Here is a 20,293-nt window from a genome sequence, read left to right as displayed (position 1 = left end):
TATGGCGGGTATTGGCTTTGAACTGCGCAAAATTCTGTCTCGCGACTCCTATTCCGCAACGCTGCGGGCCTACTTATACGCCGGCCTGATCAGTTCCGGCCCCTGGGTGTTGTCGATCATCAGCGTGATGTTGATCGGGGTGATCAGTCTGGGAGTGGTAGTACCAGACAACACCGTGAGGCAGTTTCTGGTAACGGTGACGTACCTGATGGCCAGTTCGCTGATCTTTACCGGTGGCGCCCAGTTGTTTTTTACCCGGTTCATCTCCGACCGACTATTTGAAAAAAAGAACGACCGCATCCTGCCCAATCTACTGGGCATCATGTTGATTGTTACCTTGTCATCCGGGGTGCTGGCCAGCCTGGTGATGGGGCTGATGTTTGATGAGCCTTTCGCTTACCGGGTACTGGTGTTGGCTAACTTCGTCACGCTGTGCAATCTGTGGCTGGTGATCATTTTTCTGTCGGGGATGAAGGCTTACAACCGCATTATTGTGGTCATGCTGGTGGGCTATTCACTGATGGTGATGTGCGCGTTTTTGCTGCGTTTTTTGCACATGAGCGGGCTGTTGCTGGCGCTGTTGATTGGTCATGCCAGTCTGCTGTTTATGTTTCTGTTCGATATCTTGCGTGAGTACCCGGCGAAGCAGCTGATCGCCTTCGACTTTCTCAAGCGGCGTCAGGTCTTTATCAGCCTGCTAATTACGGGTTTTTGCTACAACTTGGGTATCTGGATCGATAAGTTCATCTTCTGGTTCAGCCCGCACACCTCGAGTCAGGTCATCGGCCCGTTGCGTGCCTCGATGCTCTATGACTTACCAATCTTCCTCGCTTATCTGGCAATCATTCCCGGTATGGCGGTGTTTTTGGTGCGTATCGAAACCGACTTTGCGGAGTGGTATGAGCGTTTGTTCTCGGCGATTCGTGGCGGGCAAACGCTGCAGCACATCGGCGTGCTCAAAGAGCAGATGATTCTCGCTATCCGCCAAGGTCTGTTGGAAATATGTAAGGTGCAGGGGCTGACGGTGGTTTTGCTGTTTCTCTTGGCGCCGGCAATGCTGGAGTGGCTGGGTATATCGGCCTATTACCTGCAGCTGTTCTATGTGGATCTGATCGGGGTCAGCATTCAGGTGGTCTTTATGGCGCTGCTGAATGTGTTCTTTTACCTCGATAAACGGGCCATCGTGCTGCAGTTGTGCGTGTTATTCGTGGTGCTCAATGCCGCTCTGACGCTGCTCAGCCTTTACATGGGGCCAACCTTCTATGGCTACGGCTTCACTCTGTCGCTGCTGGCGTGCGTGCTGCTCGGGTTGATGCGTCTTTCCAGCTCTTTGGAAGATTTGGAGTACGAAACATTTATGCTGAGTCGTTAACCCGATGACGCATAAGCCACTCAGGAATCCGCCGCTCCAGGTAGTAGCCCGGCTTGCTCAGGCTGCCTTCGACAAAACCGACATGGCCGCCGTGGGTGTGCAGTTCGAAGGTGATGCTCGCTGACAGCTCATTTGCTTCAGGCAGGCTGTGCGGGAATACGAAGGGGTCGTCAGCTGCATGGATGATCAGCGTCGGTGTCTCGATTTGGCCGAGGAAGTAGCGGCTGGAGGCGCGGCGGTAGTAGTCCTCAGCATCGGCATAGCCATGCAACGGCGCAGTGATGCGGCCGTCGAAATCCCAAAAAGTGCGCATGCCGTCCAGGGGGCCGAGTTTCTCTAGAGTAGAGAGCCGGTCGGTCATGCCTTGATGGGCGAACAGGCGCTGTTTGTCCTTCACGTAGGCGATCATCTCGCGCATAAAGCGGCGCTGGTAAACCCTGGAAAAGCCTATGCCGATGCGATCCGCGCACTGGTCCAAGCGAAACGGTACGGATACAGCTGCCGCACCCTGCAATTGGCTGTCCGCGCCGGTTTCCCCGAGGTACTTGAGCAGTACATTGCCGCCTAGCGAATAGCCCACCGCGTACAACGGCGCCATAGGTCGCTGGGCGCGCAGGTGGCGCACGGTTTCTGCGAGGTCCTCACTGGCGCCGGAGTGATAACCCCGGGCCAGCAGGTTGGGTTCACCGGAGCAGCCGCGCCAGTTTAGCGCCACGCTGGCCCAGCCTTGGGCCGCTAGTGTCTGCTGCAAACCCAGCACATACAGCGAGTCAGATGAGCCGGTCAGGCCATGCAACACCAGTACTAAGGGTGTGCTGGCTTCGTGCGGGCCGTGCCAGTCGAGGTCGAGAAAGTCGCCATCCTCCAACCACAGCCGTTCGCGCGTGCGCTCAAGCTTCGCCGGTTGCCGGCACATCGGGTTCCACAGTGTTTGCAGGTGCGGGCCGGGTAGCCACCAGGCGGGCTTGAAGGGCGTTTTCATGATTGCAGTATCAGGTGGCAAAGCGCTCAGGCTAGGGCCTGAGGCCGTGAAACGGAAGCGCTATGCGCCGGGCGAATGAGTGAACCTGAACGAGAGAGGGCTTCACGGTGTGAAGCCCGAGGGCTGTTCTTAGATCGCTGCCGTGCGCTGCCACAGCGCGTAATGCACCTGGCCTGCTTTCTGTTCGCGGTGTAAACGCCAGTTGCCAGGCATGCCGAGGCTGGAGGGCGAGTTTTCGCTTTCGGTGTAAACCCAGGCGTCGGCGGCAAGCCAGCCGTTTTGTTCCAGTAGGTTGCAGGCCGGGAGCAGCAAGTCCTGATTGAACGGCGGGTCGAGAAACACCAGGTCGAAAGCGATCGTTGCCGAGTGTTGCAGATAAGCCAGCGCATCGGTTTGCTGCAGTTGGCCGTTGTCGCATTGCAGCGTCAGCAGGTGGCTGCGCAAGCTGTTGACGGCCGCTGGATTGAGATCCAGTGCCAGAGCGCTGCCGGCACCACGGGACAGCGCTTCGAGAAACAACGCGCCGCTGCCGGCGAACAGGTCGAGCACCTTGGCCCCTTCCACGTAAGGCGCGAGCCAGTTGAACAGGGTCTCACGCACCCGGTTGGGTGTTGGCCGCAGGCCTGCAGCCATGGGGAAGTTGAACTGGCGCGAGCGCCATTGCCCGCCGATGATGCGCAGTTGGCCATCACCGCCATGGGCGGGTGCGGCTTTAGCTGGCTTGGGTCGCTTGCTCATCAATGCTCCGGGATTGCAGAAGGTTGTTCGGCGGGGGTATCGGTGGGTGGCGGCAGGTCTTTCTGCGCCACAGTCGGGCCCGCAGTGACGATCACCAGAGCATCCGTATCGAGGTGCTTGGCCATGGCGGCTTTGACCTGTTCGACGCTCAGCGCTTGCACGTCACGCATAAAGTCTTCCAAGTAGTTCAGCGGCAGGTCGTAAAAACCCATGGAGCCCAGCTGGCCGACGATGGCAGCGTTGCTGGCGGTGGACAGCGGGAAGCTACCGGCCAGCTCGCGCTTGGCGTTGTTCAGCTCGTCGGCAGTCGGACCGTTGGCGATGAAGTCGCTAAGCATGCTTTTTACCAGCAGCAGGGTGCCGTCGCTAAGTTCAGCGCGGGTCTGCAGGTTGATCATAAACGGCCCACGCGCCTGCATGGCGCTGAAGCCGGAGTAAACGCCGTAGGTCAGGCCACGCTTTTCGCGCACCTCGGTCATCAAGCGCGTGCCGAAGCCACCGCCGCCGAAGATTTGATTGCCCAAGTAAAGCGCAGCGTAGTCCGAGTCGCGGCGATCAATACCTAGCTGGGCGATCATCAGGTGGGTCTGGTTCGACGGAAACTCGATATGCTGCAGGCCGGCTTGCGGTGTTTCGGGCTGAGCGATACGTGGTAGCGCCGGGCCTTTAGGCAGCGCCGCAGACACCGCATTGGCCATGGCTTCAGCGTCGCTGCGCGAGAGGTCGCCGACCAGGGCGATGATCGCGTTATTCGCGGTGTAAGCCTTGGTGTGGAAGGCTTGCAGCTGTTCACGGCTGATGGCCGGGATCGACTCGGCGTTGCCGTCGCTGGGGTGGGCGTAAGGATGGCTGCCATAGAGCCGCTCGAACAGCGCCAGGCTGGCCAGCTTGCCGGGGTTCTGCTTCTGATATTCGAAGCCGGCCAGCAGCTGGTTCTTGATCCGCGCTAGCGAGTCTTCGGGGAAGGTCGGCTGGCCAATCACCTGATTGAACAGCTGCATGGCCGGCTCACGCTGCTCGGCGGCGCTGAGGCTGCGCAGGCTGGCGATGGCCATGTCGCGAAACGCGCCGTTTCCGAAGTTGGCACCGAGGTTTTCAAATCCAGCGGCAATCGCGCCGACATCCTTGCCCGGTACACCTTCGTTGAGCATGGCGTTGGTGAGCATGGCCAGGCCGGCGACGCCCTCGTCGTGGCTGCTGCCGGCGGCAAACGTCAGTTGCAGGTCGAACATCGGCAGCTCGCGGGCTTCAACGAACAGCACCTTGGCGCCTTCAGCGGTTTGCCAGGTCTGGATATTAAGGTCGCGGCGGCTCGGTGCTTGATCGCCGAGGGCGTCGAGGGATTCAATGCTGTTCGATTCTGCTGCTGGAGCAGGGGCTTGGCTGCTATCGGGGCGATTGATGATTAAGGCCAGCAGCGCTAGCAATATCAGTAGTGCCAGGCCGAGCAGGCCATAGCGTAGGCCGTTGCGCTCACTCATTGCCCTTCTCCTCAGGTAACACATGGGCGACGCTCAAGCGGTCGCGGGTGAAGAATGTCGTGGCGGCTTGCTGAATATCCGCCGGGGTGACGGCTTCTAGCTCGGCCAGCTCCTGATCGATTAGCTTCCATGACAGGCCAACGGTTTCCAATTGGCCGATGGCCGTGGCCTGGCTAGTGATGGAGTCGCGCTCATACACCAGCCCAGCAATCACTTGCGCCCGCACGCGCGCTAGTTCTTCGGCGCTGGGTGGGGTGTTCTGCAGGTCCTCTAGTTCACGCCACAAGCCAGCCTCCACTTGCTCCAGCGTCTTGCCAGTTTGCACGTTGGGCGTGGCGGACAGGATGAACAGGCTGTCGCCTCGGGAGAAACCGTCGTACCAGGCCGAAGCGCCAGACACCAGTTCTTCGCCACGCTCTAGGCGTGTTGGTAGGCGGGCGCTGTAGCCGCCATCCAGCAGGGCCGCTGCCAGACGCAGTGCATACACTTGGCGCGGCTGTTCGGCTGTGGCCAGGCCCGGTACGTTGAAGCCCATCATCAGGCTGGGTAGCTGGGTTTTCAGGTGAAGGGTGATGCGCCGCTCGCCGGGGGCGGCCAGCTCGCGTGGCACCTTGGCGGGGGGTACAGTGCGCTTTGGGATGGCGCCGAAATAACGTTCGGCAAGAGTCTTTACTTCAGCAACGCTGACGTCGCCGACCACCACCAGGGTGGCGTTGTTCGGCGCGTACCAGGCCTCGTACCAGGCGCGTAGTTCCTCAACAGTCATACGTTCAAGGTCGGCCATCCAGCCGATGGTTGGCGTGTGGTAGCCGCTGGCAGGGTAGGCCATGGCCTTGAAGCGCTCATAGGCCAGGCTTGAGGGTTTATCGTCGGTGCGCAGGCGGCGCTCTTCCTTGATGACCTCGATTTCTTTGGCGAATTCATCGGCTGGCAGCTTAAGGCTGGCCAGACGGTCGGCCTCCAGTTCCAGGGCGATGGCCAGGCGGTCACGGGCCAGTACTTGGTAGTAGGCGGTGTAGTCGTCACTGGTGAAGGCGTTTTCTTCAGCGCCGAGCTCACGCAGGATGCGCGAGGCGTCGCCTGGGCCAAGCTTGCGGCTGCCCTTGAACATCATGTGTTCGAGGGCGTGGGAGAGGCCGGTCTGGCCTGGCGTCTCGTAGCTAGAGCCAACTTTGTACCAGAGCTGGGAGACCACCACCGGGGCGCGATGGTCCTCGCGTACGATGACCTTGAGGCCATTATCCAGACTGAATTCGTGAGTCGGTTGCGGCGCGGCGGCAAAGGCCAGCAGCGGTGTACAGAGCACGCAGAGCAATAAGGCTGCAGTGCGTTGGGCAATCATAGGCATAGATTTTCGACCTGTCGGACGGGCCCGCTTGGATTTAGCGTCAGCGGGCGCGGAGGTGCTAGGATACGCATCCGTTTTACTGGCGACCACGCCTGCTAAAGCATCTGATTGTTACTGCGTGCACTCTTCAGCTTTTTACTGTTGCGTGAGTAATGCTTTTCAGAGCCTTAGCCCCGCGCGTCGCACCTTTGAGATAGCCGTCCTCCATGTTTGGTTCCAACGACGATAAGAACAAGCCCGTGCCCTCTGCGCCGGCCTCTGCCGAGAAGCCTGCGGAGAAAAAAGACCTGTTTGGCTGGCTGCGCAAGAAACCGCAAGCGCCGGTCAGCCCTGAGCCGCAACCAGTGCCTGCTAGTGAGGCTGCTGCCACGGCCGCTCCCGAGGTGCCCGCGCCCGCAGCCGTTGAACCAGTCAGCGACCGCCCTCTAGCCGAGGTGAAACCGCTCGACACTGCCACGACCGAGTCGCAACCTGCCCCGGTTGCCCCGGTTGCCCCGGTTGCCCCGGTTGCCCCGGTTGCCCCGGTTGAGCATGTTGCGGCTGCTCCTGAGGCGTCCGTGCAGCTTGAGTCGAGCACTGAGGTCCAGCCGCCGCGACCTTCGCGGTTTCGTATCAATGCCGGCAGCGAAGTGTTGCATGCCCATGTTGAGCCGCCTGTAGTCGCTGAGCCGGTCGTCGTCGAGCCGCCAGTCATCACTTTGCCAGCGGTTGAGCCGATTAAGAGTGCCGAAGAGAACCGCGCCGGTTTTCTCGAGCGTCTTAAGCAAGGCCTGTCGAAAACCAGCGCCAGCTTGGGCGAAGGCATGGCCAGCCTGTTTCTTGGCAAAAAGGCTATTGATGACGATCTGCTAGAGGACTTGGAGACACGCCTGCTGACTGCTGACGTTGGCGTCGAGGCCACTACGGCGATCATCGGCAACCTGACCAAGCGTGTCGCGCGCAAAGAATTGGCCGACAGCGGTGCGCTCTACAAAGCCCTGCAGGACGAACTGACCGCGCTGCTCAAACCAGTCGAGCAGCCGCTGAAGATTGATAGCAGCAAGCAACCCTATGTAATTCTGGTCGTCGGTGTGAATGGCGCGGGTAAGACCACCACCATCGGCAAGCTGGCGAAGAAGCTGCAACAGGATGGCAAGAAGGTCATGCTGGCCGCCGGTGACACCTTCCGCGCGGCGGCCGTCGAGCAGCTGCAGGTGTGGGGCGAGCGCAATAAAATCGCGGTGATCGCTCAACACACTGGTGCTGATTCCGCTTCGGTGATCTTCGATGCTGTGCAAGCGGCTAAGTCACGCGGTATGGACGTGCTGATCGCCGATACTGCTGGGCGTCTGCACACCAAAGACAACCTGATGGAAGAGTTAAAGAAAGTCCGCCGGGTGATCGGCAAGTTGGACGACACCGCCCCGCATGAAGTGCTGCTGGTGCTGGACGCTGGCACCGGGCAGAACGCGATCAACCAGGCCAAACAGTTCCACCAGACCGTCAACCTGACCGGCCTGACGCTGACCAAGCTGGACGGTACCGCCAAGGGCGGGGTGATCTTCGCCCTGGCCAAGCAGTTCGCCTTGCCGATTCGCTATATCGGCGTAGGCGAAGGTATCGACGACCTGCGCACTTTTGAGGCCGAGGCTTTCGTTCAGGCGCTGTTCGCGGAGAAATAGAATGATCAAATTCGAGCAGGTCGGTAAGCGCTATCCTAACGGCCACGTCGGGCTGCACGAACTGAGTTTCCATGTGCGCCGTGGCGAGTTCCTCTTCGTCACCGGTCATTCTGGTGCCGGCAAGAGCACGCTGCTTCGCCTGTTGCTGGCGATGGAGCGACCGAGCAGCGGCAAGTTGCTGCTGGCCGGACAGGACCTGTCGCACATCACCAATGCACAGATTCCGTTCCTGCGCCGGCAAATCGGCGTGGTGTTCCAGAATCACCAGTTGCTGTTCGACCGCAGTGTCTTCGATAACGTCGCGCTGCCGCTGCAGATCCTTGGCCTGGCCAAGGATGAGATCGGCAGCCGGGTGCGCACGGCACTGGAGCGCGTCTCTTTGGCTGACAAGGCCGAGCAGTACCCTGGCGATCTGTCCACCGGTCAGCAGCAACGCGTCGGCATCGCCCGCGCCGTGGTGCATCGTCCGGCCCTGCTGCTAGCGGATGAGCCCACCGGCAATCTTGACCCGCGTCTGGCGGCTGAAATCATGGGTGTGTTTGAAGACATCAACCGTTTGGGCACCACGGTACTGATTGCCAGTCACGACCTGGCACTAATCGCACGCATGCGCCACCGCATGCTGACCCTGCAGCGCGGCCGTTTGATTGGTGATGGGGAGGCTTTCGTATGAGCGCTACACGCATGCCGCCTCCGCAACCGGCGCAGCGCGTTGGCGCGGCGGCGAAAAAATCCGAGTCGCCGACCCCGGACGACGGCCCAAGCTTTTCCCATCAATTTCATGCCTGGCTGGAAAGCCACCGTGCGAGCCTAGTCGACAGCCTGCGCCGGCTGGGTAAGCAGCCGATTGGCAGTTTCTTTACCTGCCTGGTTATGGCCGTAGCCCTGAGTTTACCTATGGGCTTGGCGCTGCTGCTGGATAACGTCGAGCGCCTCGGTGGCTCCTGGCAGCGTGCGGCGCAGATCTCCCTGTTCTTGCAGATCGATGCCAGTGAGTCTCAGGGCCAGGCGCTGCGTGAGCAGATAGCCGCCATGGACGACGTAGCTGAGGCCGAGTGGATCAGTCGCGAACAAGCGCTGGCCGAATTCCAGCAGCAGTCGGGCCTCGGTGAGGCGCTAAAAGAGTTGCCGGATAACCCGCTGCCGGGTGTGATTGTGGTCACCCCGCAGGAGGTCGACAAAATTGCATTGGAAGCCTTACGTCTGCGCTTGGCCGAACTGCCACGGGTGCAGCAGGCGCAGTTGGATTTGGTGTGGGTCGAGCGCTTGAGCGCCATGCTCAAGCTCGGTGAGCGATTTGTCTTCGGTTTGACTCTGCTGCTGGTCATGGCGCTGTTGCTGGTGATCGGTAACACCATTCGCCTGCATATCGAAAATCGCCGCACCGAGATCGAGGTGATCAAGCTAGTCGGCGGCACCGACAGCTATGTGCGCCGGCCTTTCCTCTATATGGGTACGCTCTACGGCCTAGGTGCCGGGTTGCTGGCCTGGTTGCTGTTGGCTTATGGCCTTGGCTGGCTGAATGACGCGGTGGTGCGCCTAGCGGGTTTGTACGGCAGCGACTTTGCCCTGGATGGCGTGCCGGTAGCCGATGGTCTATCACTGCTGCTCGGCGCGGTACTGTTGGGCTATATTGGCGCCTGGCTGGCTGTCGCGCGGCACTTGAATGAATTGTCGCCTAGGTAGTAAGTTATTGTTTTGCTTGATGTTGACTATGTGTAAGGGAACTTGTAGGTACGCCCAAAGTCCCATTGAGCAGTGCTAGACTGCGTCACGATTTGTTAGTCGGAGGATCCAAATGTCCACTTCTTTGCAACCTGTTCATGCGCTGGTCCCGGGTGCCAACCTGGAAGCCTACGTGCATGCGGTAAACGGCATACCGCTGTTGACCCCTGAACAGGAGCGCGAGCTGGCGGAAAATCTTTTCTACAAACAAGACCTCGAAGCCGCTCGGCAAATGGTCTTGGCTCACCTGCGCTTTGTGGTGCATATCGCTCGTAGCTACTCTGGTTATGGCCTGGCCCAGGCTGACCTGATCCAAGAAGGCAACGTCGGCCTGATGAAGGCGGTCAAGCGTTTTAATCCGGAGATGGGTGTGCGCCTGGTGTCGTTCGCCGTGCACTGGATTCGCGCCGAGATTCACGAGTTCATCCTGCGTAACTGGCGCATCGTCAAAGTCGCCACGACCAAGGCGCAGCGTAAGTTGTTCTTCAACCTGCGCAGCCAGAAAAAGCGCCTGGCCTGGCTGAACAACGATGAAGTGCACGCGGTGGCTGAAAGCCTCGGTGTTGAGCCGCGTGAAGTGCGTGAGATGGAAAGCCGCCTGACTGGCCATGACATGGCCTTCGATCCGGCTGCCGAAGCGGATGACGAAAGCGCCTTCAAGTCGCCGGCCAACTACTTGGAAGACCATCGCTACGACCCGGCGCGGCAGTTGGAGGATTCCGACTGGAGCGACAGCTCCAGCGCCAATCTGCACGAAGCGTTGGAAGGCCTAGACGAACGCAGTCGTGACATCCTTTACCAGCGCTGGCTGGCTGAAGAGAAAGCCACGCTGCATGACCTGGCTGCCAAATACAATGTGTCTGCCGAGCGTATCCGTCAGCTGGAGAAGAACGCGATGAACAAGCTTAAAGGCACGATCGCCGCGTAAACCGCGCTACTGTCAGAAGCCGCACCCAGGTGCGGCTTTTTTATGGCCTGCCATCCCTGGCGGTCACCCTTCGGGCCGTCGCTGCGCGACGTTAAAAATCGCTCTCGGCGATTTTTTATGGTCAAGGAAAAACTCGATGAAATTACCGCCCATACGCCCGCAGCATTGGCTGATATTTGCCGTGGTTGCCGCCATGTTCTTTGCCTGGGGAGCGTGGTTGATGCGCCCGCAGCCGGCGGCACAACCTTTGCCCTGGCTGGCGCAGTGGCAAGCGGAGGTGCTTACGCCGCTTGCCGATGACAGGCTGAGTTTAGTGCACCTGCGTGATGCCTTAGACGGCGAGTTATGGCTGCAGCCCAATCTAAATGGTGCGCGCCTGCTGTATCGCGGCGAGCTGCAGGATGCTGATGGTAATTGGTCGCTGGAAGCGGAAGTGGGTCTGGAGCAAGCCGAGCGTGAGAGTCTGCTGGCGGCGGCCGGGCTGAAGCCGGCGGATAAAGAGCTGCTTCTTGGCAGTCAGCTGTTGGTGCCATTGGCTAATCGACCGATTGTAACGCTGACCCTGTTACCGCCAGCGCCGCTGGATGTGGCGCGGCTAGCTGCGAGCATCGGCCAGCCGCGCCTGACTCTGGAGCTGGCGGAGGGTCAGGCCTGGGTGTATCCCGAGCTGGGCATGACCGCGCATTTGCAAGATGAGCAGCTGTACTTCCTCTATGCCGTACCGCGCCATCTGCTCAAGCAGCGCTAGCTTGTCATCACTTAGGTAGCCACTCCCTGAACCAGTCTGGGCGATTTGATTGCAGACGGTTGAGGTAATGATTGCCGCCCAGTTGGCGCATTTGTTGGCGAATCCAGCTGGCGCGGCGGCTGATGTGGGCGCTGGGTCGGCTGGCGCTCCATTCGCGCGGGTTCGGCAGTACTGCGGCGAGCATACTTGCCTGCTGGCGTGACAGATAGGGCGCGCCGATGTTGAAGTGATGCTGCGCCGCCGCCTCGGCGCCGAATACGCCGTCACCCCATTCAACGCTATTGAGGTACACCTCAAGAATCCGCTGCTTCGGCCAAAGCAGTTCGACCAGCCCGGTGAACCACACCTCAATACCCTTGCGCAGCCAACTGCGGCCGGACCAGAGGAACAGGTTTTTCGCCACCTGTTGGCTGAGGGTGCTGGCGCCTCGCAGTGAGCCGCCTTGCTGGTTGTGCGCCAACGCGGCCTGGATCGCGGCGATATCGAAGCCCCAGTGCTCGGCAAACTTTTGATCTTCGCCGGCGATAACCGCCATCTTCAGGTCGTCCGGCAGTTCACTCCACGGGCGCCAGCTGCGCTGCAGATTGATGGGTTGGTCGTCGAGCCACGACTCGACCTTGCGCTCGACCATCAGCGCCGTGCCGGGTGGTGGTACCCAACGTAGCAACAGCACCAGTAAGACCGAGGCGAGCATCAACCAGAGCAGGAGTTTGAGCAGTCGACGGAGGAGGGATCGAAACATGCGAGCGGGGCCAGGCAAGGGTGCCGGGCATTATAGCGAGAGGTGAGGCGGGCACGCTGCTTTGTCGCGCCGTCAGTGGTCGATAGGTTTGCGTGCGCTGGGCGTATTAGTCGCGGGTCTGCCGCCGTCAGTGCCGGACGGCGGCAGTGGAGCAGCGGTTAAGCGAAGACGAAGTACTTGCGCACGGTTTCGACGACTTGCCAGGTACCGCGGAAGCCGACCTCAAGGACGAAAATATCGCCCGCTCGCAGGTGAACCGGTTCTTTGCCTTCCGGGGTGAGGATGCAGTAGCCCTCTTGGAAGTGGCAGTACTCCCAGCGGTCATATTCGACTTCCCAGGTGCCTGGCGTGCAGATCCAGGTGCCCATGATTTTCTTGCCGTCTTCAGAGGTGTAGGCGTTCAGGTTAACCGTGTGCGGGTCACCGGCGACTCGTTTCCACTTACACGCATCCAGCATGGGTACCGGCTGGGTGTCTCTGAGTACAGTAATAGAATTAGACATGATGCCTTCCATTGACAGGTAATCGGTGTGTTTGAGCGGCTACCATAGGCCAGCGCATACGCTCGGACATGTCTGTAACCGACCTGTTATGGCCTGGATTCCGTCCGGTCATTGCGCCGTGCGTATTGCTGCAGGATCAATCTGATATCCGATCACTCGAAGGAGTTGTGCATGCCACGTATTTATCTGCTGCTGGCCGCGCTGTTCGGCTTTAGTGGGGTTGCCTTAGGGGCTTTCGCCGCCCACGGCCTGAAAGCCCATTTGTCTGCCGAGTACCTGGTGGTGTTTCACACTGCGGTGCAGTACCAGATGATTCACGCTTTGGCGCTGTTTGGCGTCGGGCTGCTGGCCTTGCTGCGCCCGTCGCGCTTGGTCAGCTTCGCCGGCAGCTTATTTACTCTCGGTACCCTGCTGTTCTCTGGCAGCCTTTATGCGCTGACCTTGAGTGGTATCACTGCGCTGGGCATGGTTACCCCCTTGGGTGGCGTAGCGTTTCTCGCGGGTTGGGCATGTCTGGGTGTTGCTGCCTGGCAGCTGCCGGGCCGCTATGAGCCCTGACCCGTAAGTCAGAAAGCGTGACGGGCAGCAGCCTTTAGCCTTGGTCAACGCCGGTGATCAGGCTAGAATGCCGGCCCTTTTCCCGTTGGGAGCGAGCTGTCATGCGTATTCTGTTAAACGGTGAACCATTCGAATTGCCCGAGGGCGCAACCGTCGACGGGTTGATCGAGCGCCTGGATCTGGCCGGCCGCCGCGTCGCGGTAGAGCTCAATCTGGATATCGTGCCGCGCAGCCAGCACAGCGCCACCGCCCTGCGCGAGGGTGACCAGGTTGAGGTGGTGCATGCCATTGGTGGCGGTTGAAGGACGTTATCGTCCGCAGCCTGCCCGCCCATTTCAAGAGGATTACCCATGAGCCACGTTCCCAACGACAAACCCTTTACCCTGGCTGGCCGTACCTACCAGTCGCGCCTGCTGGTCGGTACCGGCAAGTACAAAGACCTCGAAGAAACCCGTCTGGCCATTGAAGCCTCGGGTGCCGAGATCGTTACCGTGGCGGTGCGCCGTACCAATATCGGGCAAAACCCGGACGAGCCGAACCTGTTGGATGTGATCAGCCCCGAGCGCTATACCATCCTGCCGAATACCGCCGGTTGCTACGACGCCGTTGAGGCGGTGCGCACCTGCCGTCTGGCCCGCGAACTGCTTGATGGCCATAAGCTGGTCAAGCTGGAAGTGCTGGCCGACCAGAAGACCCTGTTCCCTAACGTGATCGAAACCCTCAAGGCCGCTGAAGTGCTGGTCAAAGATGGTTTCGACGTGATGGTTTACACCAGCGATGACCCGATCATTGCCCGCGAACTGGCGGCCATGGGTTGTATCGCCGTGATGCCGTTGGCGGGTCTGATCGGCACCGGCTTGGGCATTTGCAACCCCTATAACCTGCGCATCATCCTCGAAGAGGCCACGGTGCCGGTATTGGTGGATGCCGGGGTCGGCACCGCATCCGATGCCACCATCGCCATGGAGCTGGGCTGCGAAGCGGTATTGATGAACAGCGCGATTGCCCATGCACAACATCCGATTTTGATGGGCGAGGCAATGAAGCACGCAATCATCGCCGGGCGTATGGCCTATCTGGCTGGACGCATGCCGAAGAAACTCTATGCCAGCGCTTCGTCGCCGCTGGATGGCCTGATCAAGTAAGAGCGCGTTTACGCTTTGCTGCGCTTCGGCCCTGCTGCGTTAAAAACAGGCTCGGAATGCTCATTTACAACTCGTAAACTCCGCTTCCTCGCCTGTTTTTGCCTTGCATGGCTCTAGCTCGCGAAATCGTAAAAGCACTCTAAAAGCACTTTAAGAGCACAGCATGACTGACTTGCCACAACAGCCCGAGCCGGCTGAAGACACCTCCAAGCACCGCGCGATCAAAAGTTTTGTCATGCGTGCCGGGCGCATGACTGAAGGGCAGCAGCGCGGCCTCGATCAAGGTTGGCCGAAGTTTGGCCTGCAACTGGAGGATGGCCTGCGCGACTTCGACCAGCTGTTTGGTCGCAGTGCGCCACGCACGTTCGAGATCGGCTTTGGCATGGGGCACTCAACCCTGGAAATGGCCGCCGCCTCGCCCGAGCAGGACTTTATCGGGGTTGAGGTGCACCGCCCCGGCGTTGGTGCGTTGCTCAACGGCCTGATGACGCAGAACCTCAACAACATGCGCGTGTACAGCTGCGATGCCATGGAAGTGCTGCGTGACTGTGTGGCCGATGCCAGCCTTGACCGCGTACTGCTGTTCTTCCCGGACCCATGGCACAAGGCCAAACATAACAAGCGCCGAATCGTCCAGCCGGCGTTTGCCGAACTGGTGCGGCAGAAGCTCAAGGTCGGCGGTGTGCTGCACATGGCCACCGATTGGCAGCCTTATGCCGAGTACATGCTGGAGGTGATGAATGTAGCCCCCGGCTATCAGAACCTGGCTGAAGATGGCCAATATGTGCCACGCCCGACAGAGCGCCCGACCACCAAGTTCGAACGCCGCGGCGAGCGCCTCGGCCATGGCGTGTGGGACTTGAAGTTCCAACGCATCAGCTGATTTTCCCCGCGCTGCAGCGACAGCGCTGCAAGACCATAAGCCAAGGATGATTGCACTAGATCGGAATAATCCGGCATCCGCTAGGACGGCGCCTCACCAAAACAACACATACACCTGGGCAGGATTGCCCGAGTCATAACAACAGCAGCCCTGCCACTGGCCAGGCTGCGAGGAGATCGCTGTGTTGAGAGTATTTACAATTCTGTTACTAGCAACCTGCGCGCTGCAGGCCCACGCCAAGGTCGACAGTGCCCAGGCCGCCCGCCTGGGCCAGGACCTGACCCCGCTGGGCGGTGAGCGCGCAGGTAATGCCGCCGGCACTATTCCAGCCTGGAACGGTGGCTTGGCGCAACCGCCGGCCAACTACCAACCGGGCATGCATCATCCCGACCCTTTCAGCAGCGACCCTGTGCTGTACCAGGTCAACAGTCAGAACCTGGCGCAATATCAGGCGCTGCTGCCGGCTGGGTTGCAGGCGTTACTGGAGAAGAACCCCGAGTACTTCCTGCGTGTGTTTCCAACCCGTCGCAGTGCGGCCGCACCACAGCGGATCTATGACGCCACGCGCTTCAACGCGCAGGCTGCCGAGCTGATTTCCGGCGGTAATGGGGTCGATGGTGTGGCGGCCGGGATTCCCTTCCCGCTGCCGCAAACCGGCCAGGAAGCGATCTGGAACCACATCATGCGCTACCGAGGTGACCAGATCAGCTTTGTCACCAACCAAGCGGCGGTGCTGTCTAACGGTGCTTACAACCTGCTCAAGCTGGAGCGTGATATTTACTTCCTCTACGGTCGTGAAGGCGTCACGCCGCAGGACCTGGACAACACCCTGTTCTACTACAAGTACAAGGTCGTCGCGCCGGCCAAGCTGTCCGGCTCGGCACTGGTGGTGCAGGAAACCCTCGATCAGGTGCTGGCGATCCGTAAGGCCTGGCGCTTCAACCGTGGCGAGCGCCGTGTGCGCCGCTTGCCGATGCTGGCCTATGACACCCTGCAGCCTGATACCAACGGCATGGCCACCGCCGACGTGGTTGACGCCTACAACGGTGCGCCGGACCGCTACGAGTGGACGCTGGTCGGCAAGCAAGAAAAACTGGTGCCGTACAACAGCTATGCCGTCCACCAGAAGGGCATTCCCTACGACAATATCCTGGGTCGCAACACCGTTAACCCTGACCTGTTGCGTTACGAGTTGCACCGCGTGTGGATAGTCGAAGCCCAACTGCGTAAAGGCTTCAGCCATCCGTACGCCAAGCGTCGCTTCTATATCGACGAGGACAGCTGGCAGGTGCTTGCCGTCGACCTGTATGACAAAAGCGGTGAGCTGAGTGGCGTGCAGGAAAGCCACCCGATCAGCTACTACGACGTGCCGATGTTCGGCAGCACCTTGGAAACCATCTACGACTTCAAAGGCGAGCGTTACTTTGTCGACGGCATGGACAACAACGAGCCGATGTACAACTTCAACGCCAAGCTGACGCCGCGCGATTTCACCCCGCAGGCGCTACGCCGCGAAGGAAACTGAGTTTCGGTTGCACGAAGAACCGCCTCTTCGTAGGCGGTTTTTTATTGGCTTTGCCAACCTTGGCCGGCGCAGATAGGCAATCCCGCAGCTTTCGATATGGGGGTTATTAGGACGATTGCTGGCGCTGACGCGGTGACAACTAAGCGTCCTCGTGTGTGATCCCAGCCGGGGGAGGGGCCGCATGACCGCCCCCGGCTATGTAAAATAGCCGCCGTCATCCTGGACTGGGTTAAGTGAGCGGTAGTTGTATGGATGTGGCATCCCCCCTGGCGGCCTATCGGCAGGCCATCGAGCAGCAGGGTTTCCAGTCGGATCAGGCGCAGTGGCAGGCCGCGCGTCTGCTGGAGGACTGCCAGCAGGCTTTGCACCGAGCCGACAGCGCTGAGTTAGTGCCGGCCGGGGTGTATCTCTGGGGCCCGGTGGGGCGCGGCAAGACCTGGCTGATGGATCAGTTCCATCGCAGCCTGCGGGTGCCGGCGCGCCGCCAACACTTCCATCATTTTATGAGTTGGGTGCATCGACGCCTATTTCAGCTGACTGGCACGCCAGATCCCTTGCGGGCGTTGGCGAGCGAGTTGAGTGAAGAAGTGCGAGTGCTGTGTTTCGATGAACTATTCGTCAATGACATCGGCGACGCAATGATTGTCGGCCCTCTGCTGCGTGCGATGTTTGAGGCAGGCGTGGTACTGGTCGCTACCTCTAATCAGCCGCCGCAGCAGCTGTATGCCGATGGCTTTAATCGTGAGCGCTTTCAGCCGGCGATTGCGGCGATCGAGCAGCACATGCAGGTGCTGGGCATCGATGGCGGTCAGGACCATCGGTTGCACCCCGGCGTTGTGCGCCAGCGCTATTGGGTTGCGCATCCGACGCAACCGAGTGGCTTGCATGAAGTATTCGAGCAGTTAGCCGCGGGACTGCCGGTATCCTGCGGACAGATTATGCTGGGTCGCCTAGCGATTAACGTGGTGCAGCACAGCGAGCAGGTACTCTGGTGTCGCTACGCCGAGTTATGTGAGCAGCCGCTGTCGGCCCTGGATTTCATCGGCCTGTGCGACCGTTTCGCCTCGATTGTGCTGAGCGAGGTGCCCAAACTGAGTGCGCAGCAACGCGCCGCGAAGATCGCCCGCGGCACTGAGGACGGCGTTGAGCGGGTGGCCGCTGGTGATCGCGAATTACCCGAGTTGTCGGTGCATGACGATAGTGTGCGGCGCTTTATCGCTTTGGTCGACGAATGCTACGACCGCCGCGTGCCGCTGTACCTGGAGGCCCAGGTGCCGCTGGAGCAGTTGTACACCCAGGGTTATCTGGCCTTCCCCTTCCGCCGCACCCTGAGCCGTCTGCATGAGATGCAGTTACAGCGCTTTACCGAAGCCTGAACGCGCCAGCGCCTGCCCTGTGGGCTGCCTACTAGTTACGGTCGGCGAGTATGCCGATGATAAAGAACACCAAGATCAGCATCGGCGCCAGGGTGAAGTTGTTAAACAAGCCCAGGCCCTTAGCCAGATAAGGCGTGGCGAAGATGATCAGCAAGCCATAACCCAAGGCGCAGAGCAACACGAAGATCAGCGTGCGCAAGATGAAGTTCATGCTGCTGGTGTTGCGTTGCACCCAGGCGTTGATGCCGGGGCCGAACAGCACCAGCAGGGTCGCCATGATGGTCAGCGAGATGTCGTAGAGGTGGCTGCGGCTCCAGCGCGACAGGGTGACGATCAGGTCGAGTAGCAGGTCCATCAAGGGTTCCTTAGCCGTGGTGGCGCGTGCGTTAGGGGAGAAAGTGTTGCAGCAGGTCGTTGAGGAACAACTGGCCTTCGCGGGTGGCGCTTAGGCGCGTCGGATCGCTGTGCAGCAGGCCGCGTTGCTGGGCCTCTGTACGTGCTGCCGCGAGCTGGCTCAACGGCAGGCCGGTGCGCTGAGTGAATAGCTCGCTGGCGGCGCCGTCTGTAAGACGCAGCACGTTCATCAGAAACTCGAAGGGCAACTCATCGGCACTCAGCACGCGCTCGCCGGCGTTGAAGCGCTTGCTGCTGTCGAGATAGTCCTTGGGCAGGCGGGTCTTCCAGCTGCGGCTAATGCGACCGTCTGGGCTGCTCAGCTTGGCGTGGGCGCCGGCACCGATGCCGAGAAAGTCGCCAAAGGTCCAGTAATTGAGATTATGCCGCGCCGCTTTGCCGGATTGGGCATAGGCCGAAACCTCGTACTGCGCATAGCCTTCAGCGGCCAGCAGGGCCTGCCCGGCCTCCTGAATATCCCAGAGGATGTCGTCCTCGGGCATCACCGGCGGCTGGTTCCAGAACACCGTGTTCGGCTCCACTGTCAGCTGGTACCAGGACAGGTGCGTCGGCTGTTGGGCGATGGCGATGCGCAAGTCGCTGAGGGCATCTTCAATGGACTGATCCGGCAGGCCGTGCATCAGGTCCAGGTTGAAATTATCGAAACCGGCGGCGCGAGCCATGTCGGCGGCGCACACGGCTTCATCGCCATCATGGATGCGCCCCAGCGCGATCAACTTGGGTGCCTGGAAGCTCTGCACGCCGATCGACAGGCGATTGATACCTAGGCTGCGGTAGTCGCGGAACTTGGCCTGCTCGAAGGTGCCTGGGTTGGCTTCCAGGGTGATTTCAATGTCTGGTGCAAACGCCACTCGCCGCTCAACGCCTTGCAGCAGGCGGCCGAGGGCCTTGGCTGAAAACAGGCTGGGCGTACCGCCGCCGAAGAAAATCGAGGTAAGTGGCCGGCCGTGTACCTGGCCCAAGTCGGCATCCAAGTCGGCGAGTAGGGCGTCGACGTAGGCTTCCTCCGGCAGATTCGGCCCGGCGGTATGGGAGTTGAAGTCGCAATACGGGCACTTCTTCACGCACCAAGGAATGTGCACATAGAGTGCCAGCGGCGGCAGCTCGAAGCCGCCGCTGGAGGAGTCGTTCATACCAGCCCCAACCGATGCTTCAGCAGGACCATGGCGCGGGCGCGGTGGCTGATCTGGTTCTTCTCGGCGGCCGGCAGCTCGGCGCTGGAGCAATCACGTTCGGGCACCCAGAACAGCGGGTCATAACCAAAACCTTCCACGCCCTGCGCGGTATGCAGAATGCGCCCGTGCCAGAGGCCTTCACAGATAATCGGCAGGGGGTCGTCAGCATGCCTTACCAGTGCCAGGCAGCAGACGAACTGCGCGCCGCGCTCGGCGTCCGGTACAGCCTGCAATACGTCGAGCAGCTTGGCATTATTGGCCGCATCACCCTGGCCATCGGCATAACGCGCCGAATAGATGCCCGGTGCGCCGCCGAGAAAGTCCACCGCCAGGCCGGAGTCGTCGGCCAAGGCCGGTAAGCCGGAAACCCGCGCCGCATTACGCGCCTTGAGAATGGCGTTTTCGATAAACGACAGGCCGGTTTCTTCCGGCTCGATGCTGGAAAATTCACCCACCGAGCGTACGCGAATGCTGCTGCCAAGCATGGCTTGTAGCTCTTTGAGCTTGCCGGCGTTATGGCTGGCCAGCACGAGTTCGTTGAAGAGGATCATTGGTCTGGGAAGACTTCCTGGTTGAACTCGATGCTATGCGCTACGCCATCGGCCGCGCGAACGGTGATGGTGAAACGCAGCAATTCTTGTTGATTGAAGGGGAACTGCGCCAGGTAATAGATGGCTTCACCTTCAGTCACCTGCTTGAAGGTCAGCGGCTGGTTGCGCCCGACCAGGTCTTTTACCTCGCCGCTGACGCTGGCGCTGCTGGCCTTGCCGTCCTTGAGCACGGAGATGTTGACCACGCCCAGGGTCTTGCTACGGACCAGGCCGTTGGCAGCGGCAATGTCCGGCTGCAGGAAGCTGGAGTTGAAGGCGATGTAGTGCACATCCAAATCGCCAAAGCTCTGCTTGCGTTCAGCGAGTGCGGGCAGACTTAGGCATAGGGCGATAAACAACAGGGCAATACGATGCATGGGGAATCTCCTGATTCAGTCT

22 protein-coding genes are annotated in these 20,293 nt (G+C 60.3%); 12 read left to right on the top strand and 10 right to left on the bottom strand.

Annotated elements, in window-relative coordinates; all coding sequences use genetic code 11:
- Window position 1 precedes the first annotated feature (1 nt).
- On the top strand, window positions 2–1,372 hold the full coding sequence (gene pelG, locus BMZ32_RS05860) for an exopolysaccharide Pel transporter PelG (protein ID WP_090240483.1): 1,371 nt from the start codon (window positions 2–4) through the stop codon (window positions 1,370–1,372).
- Here pelG and BMZ32_RS05855 read toward each other — a convergent pair.
- The 4 genes from BMZ32_RS05855 to BMZ32_RS05840 form a co-directional block, all read right to left on the bottom strand.
- Window positions 1,356–2,354: a hydrolase gene (locus BMZ32_RS05855; protein WP_090240482.1), complete on the bottom strand. Its 999-nt coding sequence runs from the start codon at window positions 2,352–2,354 to the stop codon at window positions 1,356–1,358. The genes pelG and BMZ32_RS05855 overlap by 17 nt on opposite strands.
- Before the next feature lie 129 nt (window positions 2,355–2,483).
- Window positions 2,484–3,092, bottom strand: a complete 609-nt coding sequence (rsmD, locus tag BMZ32_RS05850; protein WP_090240480.1) for a 16S rRNA (guanine(966)-N(2))-methyltransferase RsmD — start codon at window positions 3,090–3,092, stop codon at window positions 2,484–2,486.
- Window positions 3,092–4,573: a M16 family metallopeptidase gene (locus BMZ32_RS05845; protein WP_090240479.1), complete on the bottom strand. Its 1,482-nt coding sequence runs from the start codon at window positions 4,571–4,573 to the stop codon at window positions 3,092–3,094. The genes rsmD and BMZ32_RS05845 overlap by 1 nt, the downstream gene beginning before the upstream one ends.
- Complete coding sequence (locus BMZ32_RS05840) at window positions 4,566–5,921, bottom strand: M16 family metallopeptidase (protein ID WP_090240477.1); 1,356 nt, start codon at window positions 5,919–5,921, stop codon at window positions 4,566–4,568. The genes BMZ32_RS05845 and BMZ32_RS05840 overlap by 8 nt, the downstream gene beginning before the upstream one ends.
- A gap of 206 nt (window positions 5,922–6,127) precedes the next feature.
- Between BMZ32_RS05840 and ftsY the strand changes: the two genes are divergently transcribed.
- From ftsY to BMZ32_RS05815, 5 genes are all read left to right on the top strand, one after another.
- Complete coding sequence (ftsY, locus tag BMZ32_RS05835; RefSeq protein WP_090240476.1) at window positions 6,128–7,582, top strand: signal recognition particle-docking protein FtsY; 1,455 nt, start codon at window positions 6,128–6,130, stop codon at window positions 7,580–7,582.
- Between the two features lies 1 nt (window position 7,583).
- On the top strand, window positions 7,584–8,255 hold the full coding sequence (ftsE, locus tag BMZ32_RS05830) for a cell division ATP-binding protein FtsE (protein ID WP_090240474.1): 672 nt from the start codon (window positions 7,584–7,586) through the stop codon (window positions 8,253–8,255).
- Entirely contained in the window at window positions 8,252–9,268 is a 1,017-nt protein-coding gene (gene ftsX, locus BMZ32_RS05825) for a permease-like cell division protein FtsX (protein WP_090240473.1), read from the top strand. The genes ftsE and ftsX overlap by 4 nt, the downstream gene beginning before the upstream one ends.
- A gap of 112 nt (window positions 9,269–9,380) precedes the next feature.
- Window positions 9,381–10,235, top strand: coding sequence for an RNA polymerase sigma factor RpoH (gene rpoH / locus BMZ32_RS05820; RefSeq protein WP_090240471.1), 855 nt, complete (start codon window positions 9,381–9,383; stop codon window positions 10,233–10,235).
- Window positions 10,236–10,371: 136 nt separating this feature from the next.
- On the top strand, window positions 10,372–10,983 hold the full coding sequence (locus BMZ32_RS05815; RefSeq protein ID WP_090240470.1) for a hypothetical protein: 612 nt from the start codon (window positions 10,372–10,374) through the stop codon (window positions 10,981–10,983).
- A 7-nt stretch (window positions 10,984–10,990) separates the two neighbouring features.
- On the opposite strand, the gene mtgA is transcribed toward BMZ32_RS05815, so the two are convergent.
- Window positions 10,991–11,725 (bottom strand): monofunctional biosynthetic peptidoglycan transglycosylase, encoded by a 735-nt coding sequence (gene mtgA / locus BMZ32_RS05810; protein ID WP_090240468.1) that lies wholly within the window; start codon window positions 11,723–11,725, stop codon window positions 10,991–10,993.
- 158 nt (window positions 11,726–11,883) lie between these two features.
- Complete coding sequence (locus BMZ32_RS05805) at window positions 11,884–12,228, bottom strand: cupin domain-containing protein (protein WP_090240466.1); 345 nt, start codon at window positions 12,226–12,228, stop codon at window positions 11,884–11,886.
- Window positions 12,229–12,399: 171 nt separating this feature from the next.
- On the opposite strand from BMZ32_RS05805, the gene BMZ32_RS05800 reads away from it, so the two are divergent.
- The 6 genes from BMZ32_RS05800 to zapE all read left to right on the top strand — a co-directional run bounded on the left by BMZ32_RS05800 (window position 12,400) and on the right by zapE (window position 17,715).
- Window positions 12,400–12,786 carry a DUF423 domain-containing protein gene (locus BMZ32_RS05800; RefSeq protein WP_090240465.1) on the top strand — a complete coding sequence of 129 codons (387 nt, stop codon included), beginning with the start codon at window positions 12,400–12,402 and terminating at the stop codon, window positions 12,784–12,786.
- Window positions 12,787–12,887: 101 nt separating this feature from the next.
- The gene (gene thiS, locus BMZ32_RS05795) at window positions 12,888–13,088 is read left to right on the top strand and encodes a sulfur carrier protein ThiS (RefSeq protein ID WP_090240463.1); all 201 of its coding nucleotides are present in this window, start codon (window positions 12,888–12,890) and stop codon (window positions 13,086–13,088) included.
- Between the two features lie 48 nt (window positions 13,089–13,136).
- Complete coding sequence (locus BMZ32_RS05790; protein WP_090240462.1) at window positions 13,137–13,931, top strand: thiazole synthase; 795 nt, start codon at window positions 13,137–13,139, stop codon at window positions 13,929–13,931.
- Window positions 13,932–14,094: 163 nt separating this feature from the next.
- Window positions 14,095–14,814, top strand: coding sequence for a tRNA (guanosine(46)-N7)-methyltransferase TrmB (trmB, locus tag BMZ32_RS05785; RefSeq protein WP_090240460.1), 720 nt, complete (start codon window positions 14,095–14,097; stop codon window positions 14,812–14,814).
- A 181-nt stretch (window positions 14,815–14,995) separates the two neighbouring features.
- Window positions 14,996–16,339: a DUF1329 domain-containing protein gene (locus tag BMZ32_RS05780; RefSeq protein ID WP_090240458.1), complete on the top strand. Its 1,344-nt coding sequence runs from the start codon at window positions 14,996–14,998 to the stop codon at window positions 16,337–16,339.
- 248 nt (window positions 16,340–16,587) lie between these two features.
- A complete protein-coding gene (gene zapE, locus BMZ32_RS05775) occupies window positions 16,588–17,715 on the top strand; it encodes a cell division protein ZapE (RefSeq protein ID WP_090240456.1) in 1,128 nt (375 codons plus the stop codon).
- 31 nt (window positions 17,716–17,746) lie between these two features.
- Here the strand turns inward: zapE and BMZ32_RS05770 are convergent, their stop codons facing one another.
- From BMZ32_RS05770 to BMZ32_RS05755, 4 genes are read right to left on the bottom strand one after another with little or no spacing between them, the layout of a single operon-like run.
- Window positions 17,747–18,070, bottom strand: a complete 324-nt coding sequence (locus tag BMZ32_RS05770; protein ID WP_090240455.1) for a DUF3392 domain-containing protein — start codon at window positions 18,068–18,070, stop codon at window positions 17,747–17,749.
- 31 nt (window positions 18,071–18,101) lie between these two features.
- Complete coding sequence (hemW, locus tag BMZ32_RS05765; RefSeq protein ID WP_090240454.1) at window positions 18,102–19,262, bottom strand: radical SAM family heme chaperone HemW; 1,161 nt, start codon at window positions 19,260–19,262, stop codon at window positions 18,102–18,104.
- Window positions 19,259–19,855, bottom strand: coding sequence for an RdgB/HAM1 family non-canonical purine NTP pyrophosphatase (gene rdgB, locus BMZ32_RS05760; protein ID WP_090240452.1), 597 nt, complete (start codon window positions 19,853–19,855; stop codon window positions 19,259–19,261). The genes hemW and rdgB overlap by 4 nt, the downstream gene beginning before the upstream one ends.
- Window positions 19,852–20,271, bottom strand: a complete 420-nt coding sequence (locus BMZ32_RS05755; RefSeq protein WP_090240451.1) for a DUF4426 domain-containing protein — start codon at window positions 20,269–20,271, stop codon at window positions 19,852–19,854. The genes rdgB and BMZ32_RS05755 overlap by 4 nt, the downstream gene beginning before the upstream one ends.
- Between the last annotated feature and the right edge of the window lie 22 nt (window positions 20,272–20,293).

Origin of the sequence: Pseudomonas guineae (assembly GCF_900113745.1) — a bacterium.
GTDB classification, from domain to species: Bacteria; Pseudomonadota; Gammaproteobacteria; order Pseudomonadales; family Pseudomonadaceae; genus Aquipseudomonas; species Aquipseudomonas guineae.
Note: the sequence above shows the minus strand (reverse complement) of the source record. Positions and strands in the feature narration are given on the sequence as shown.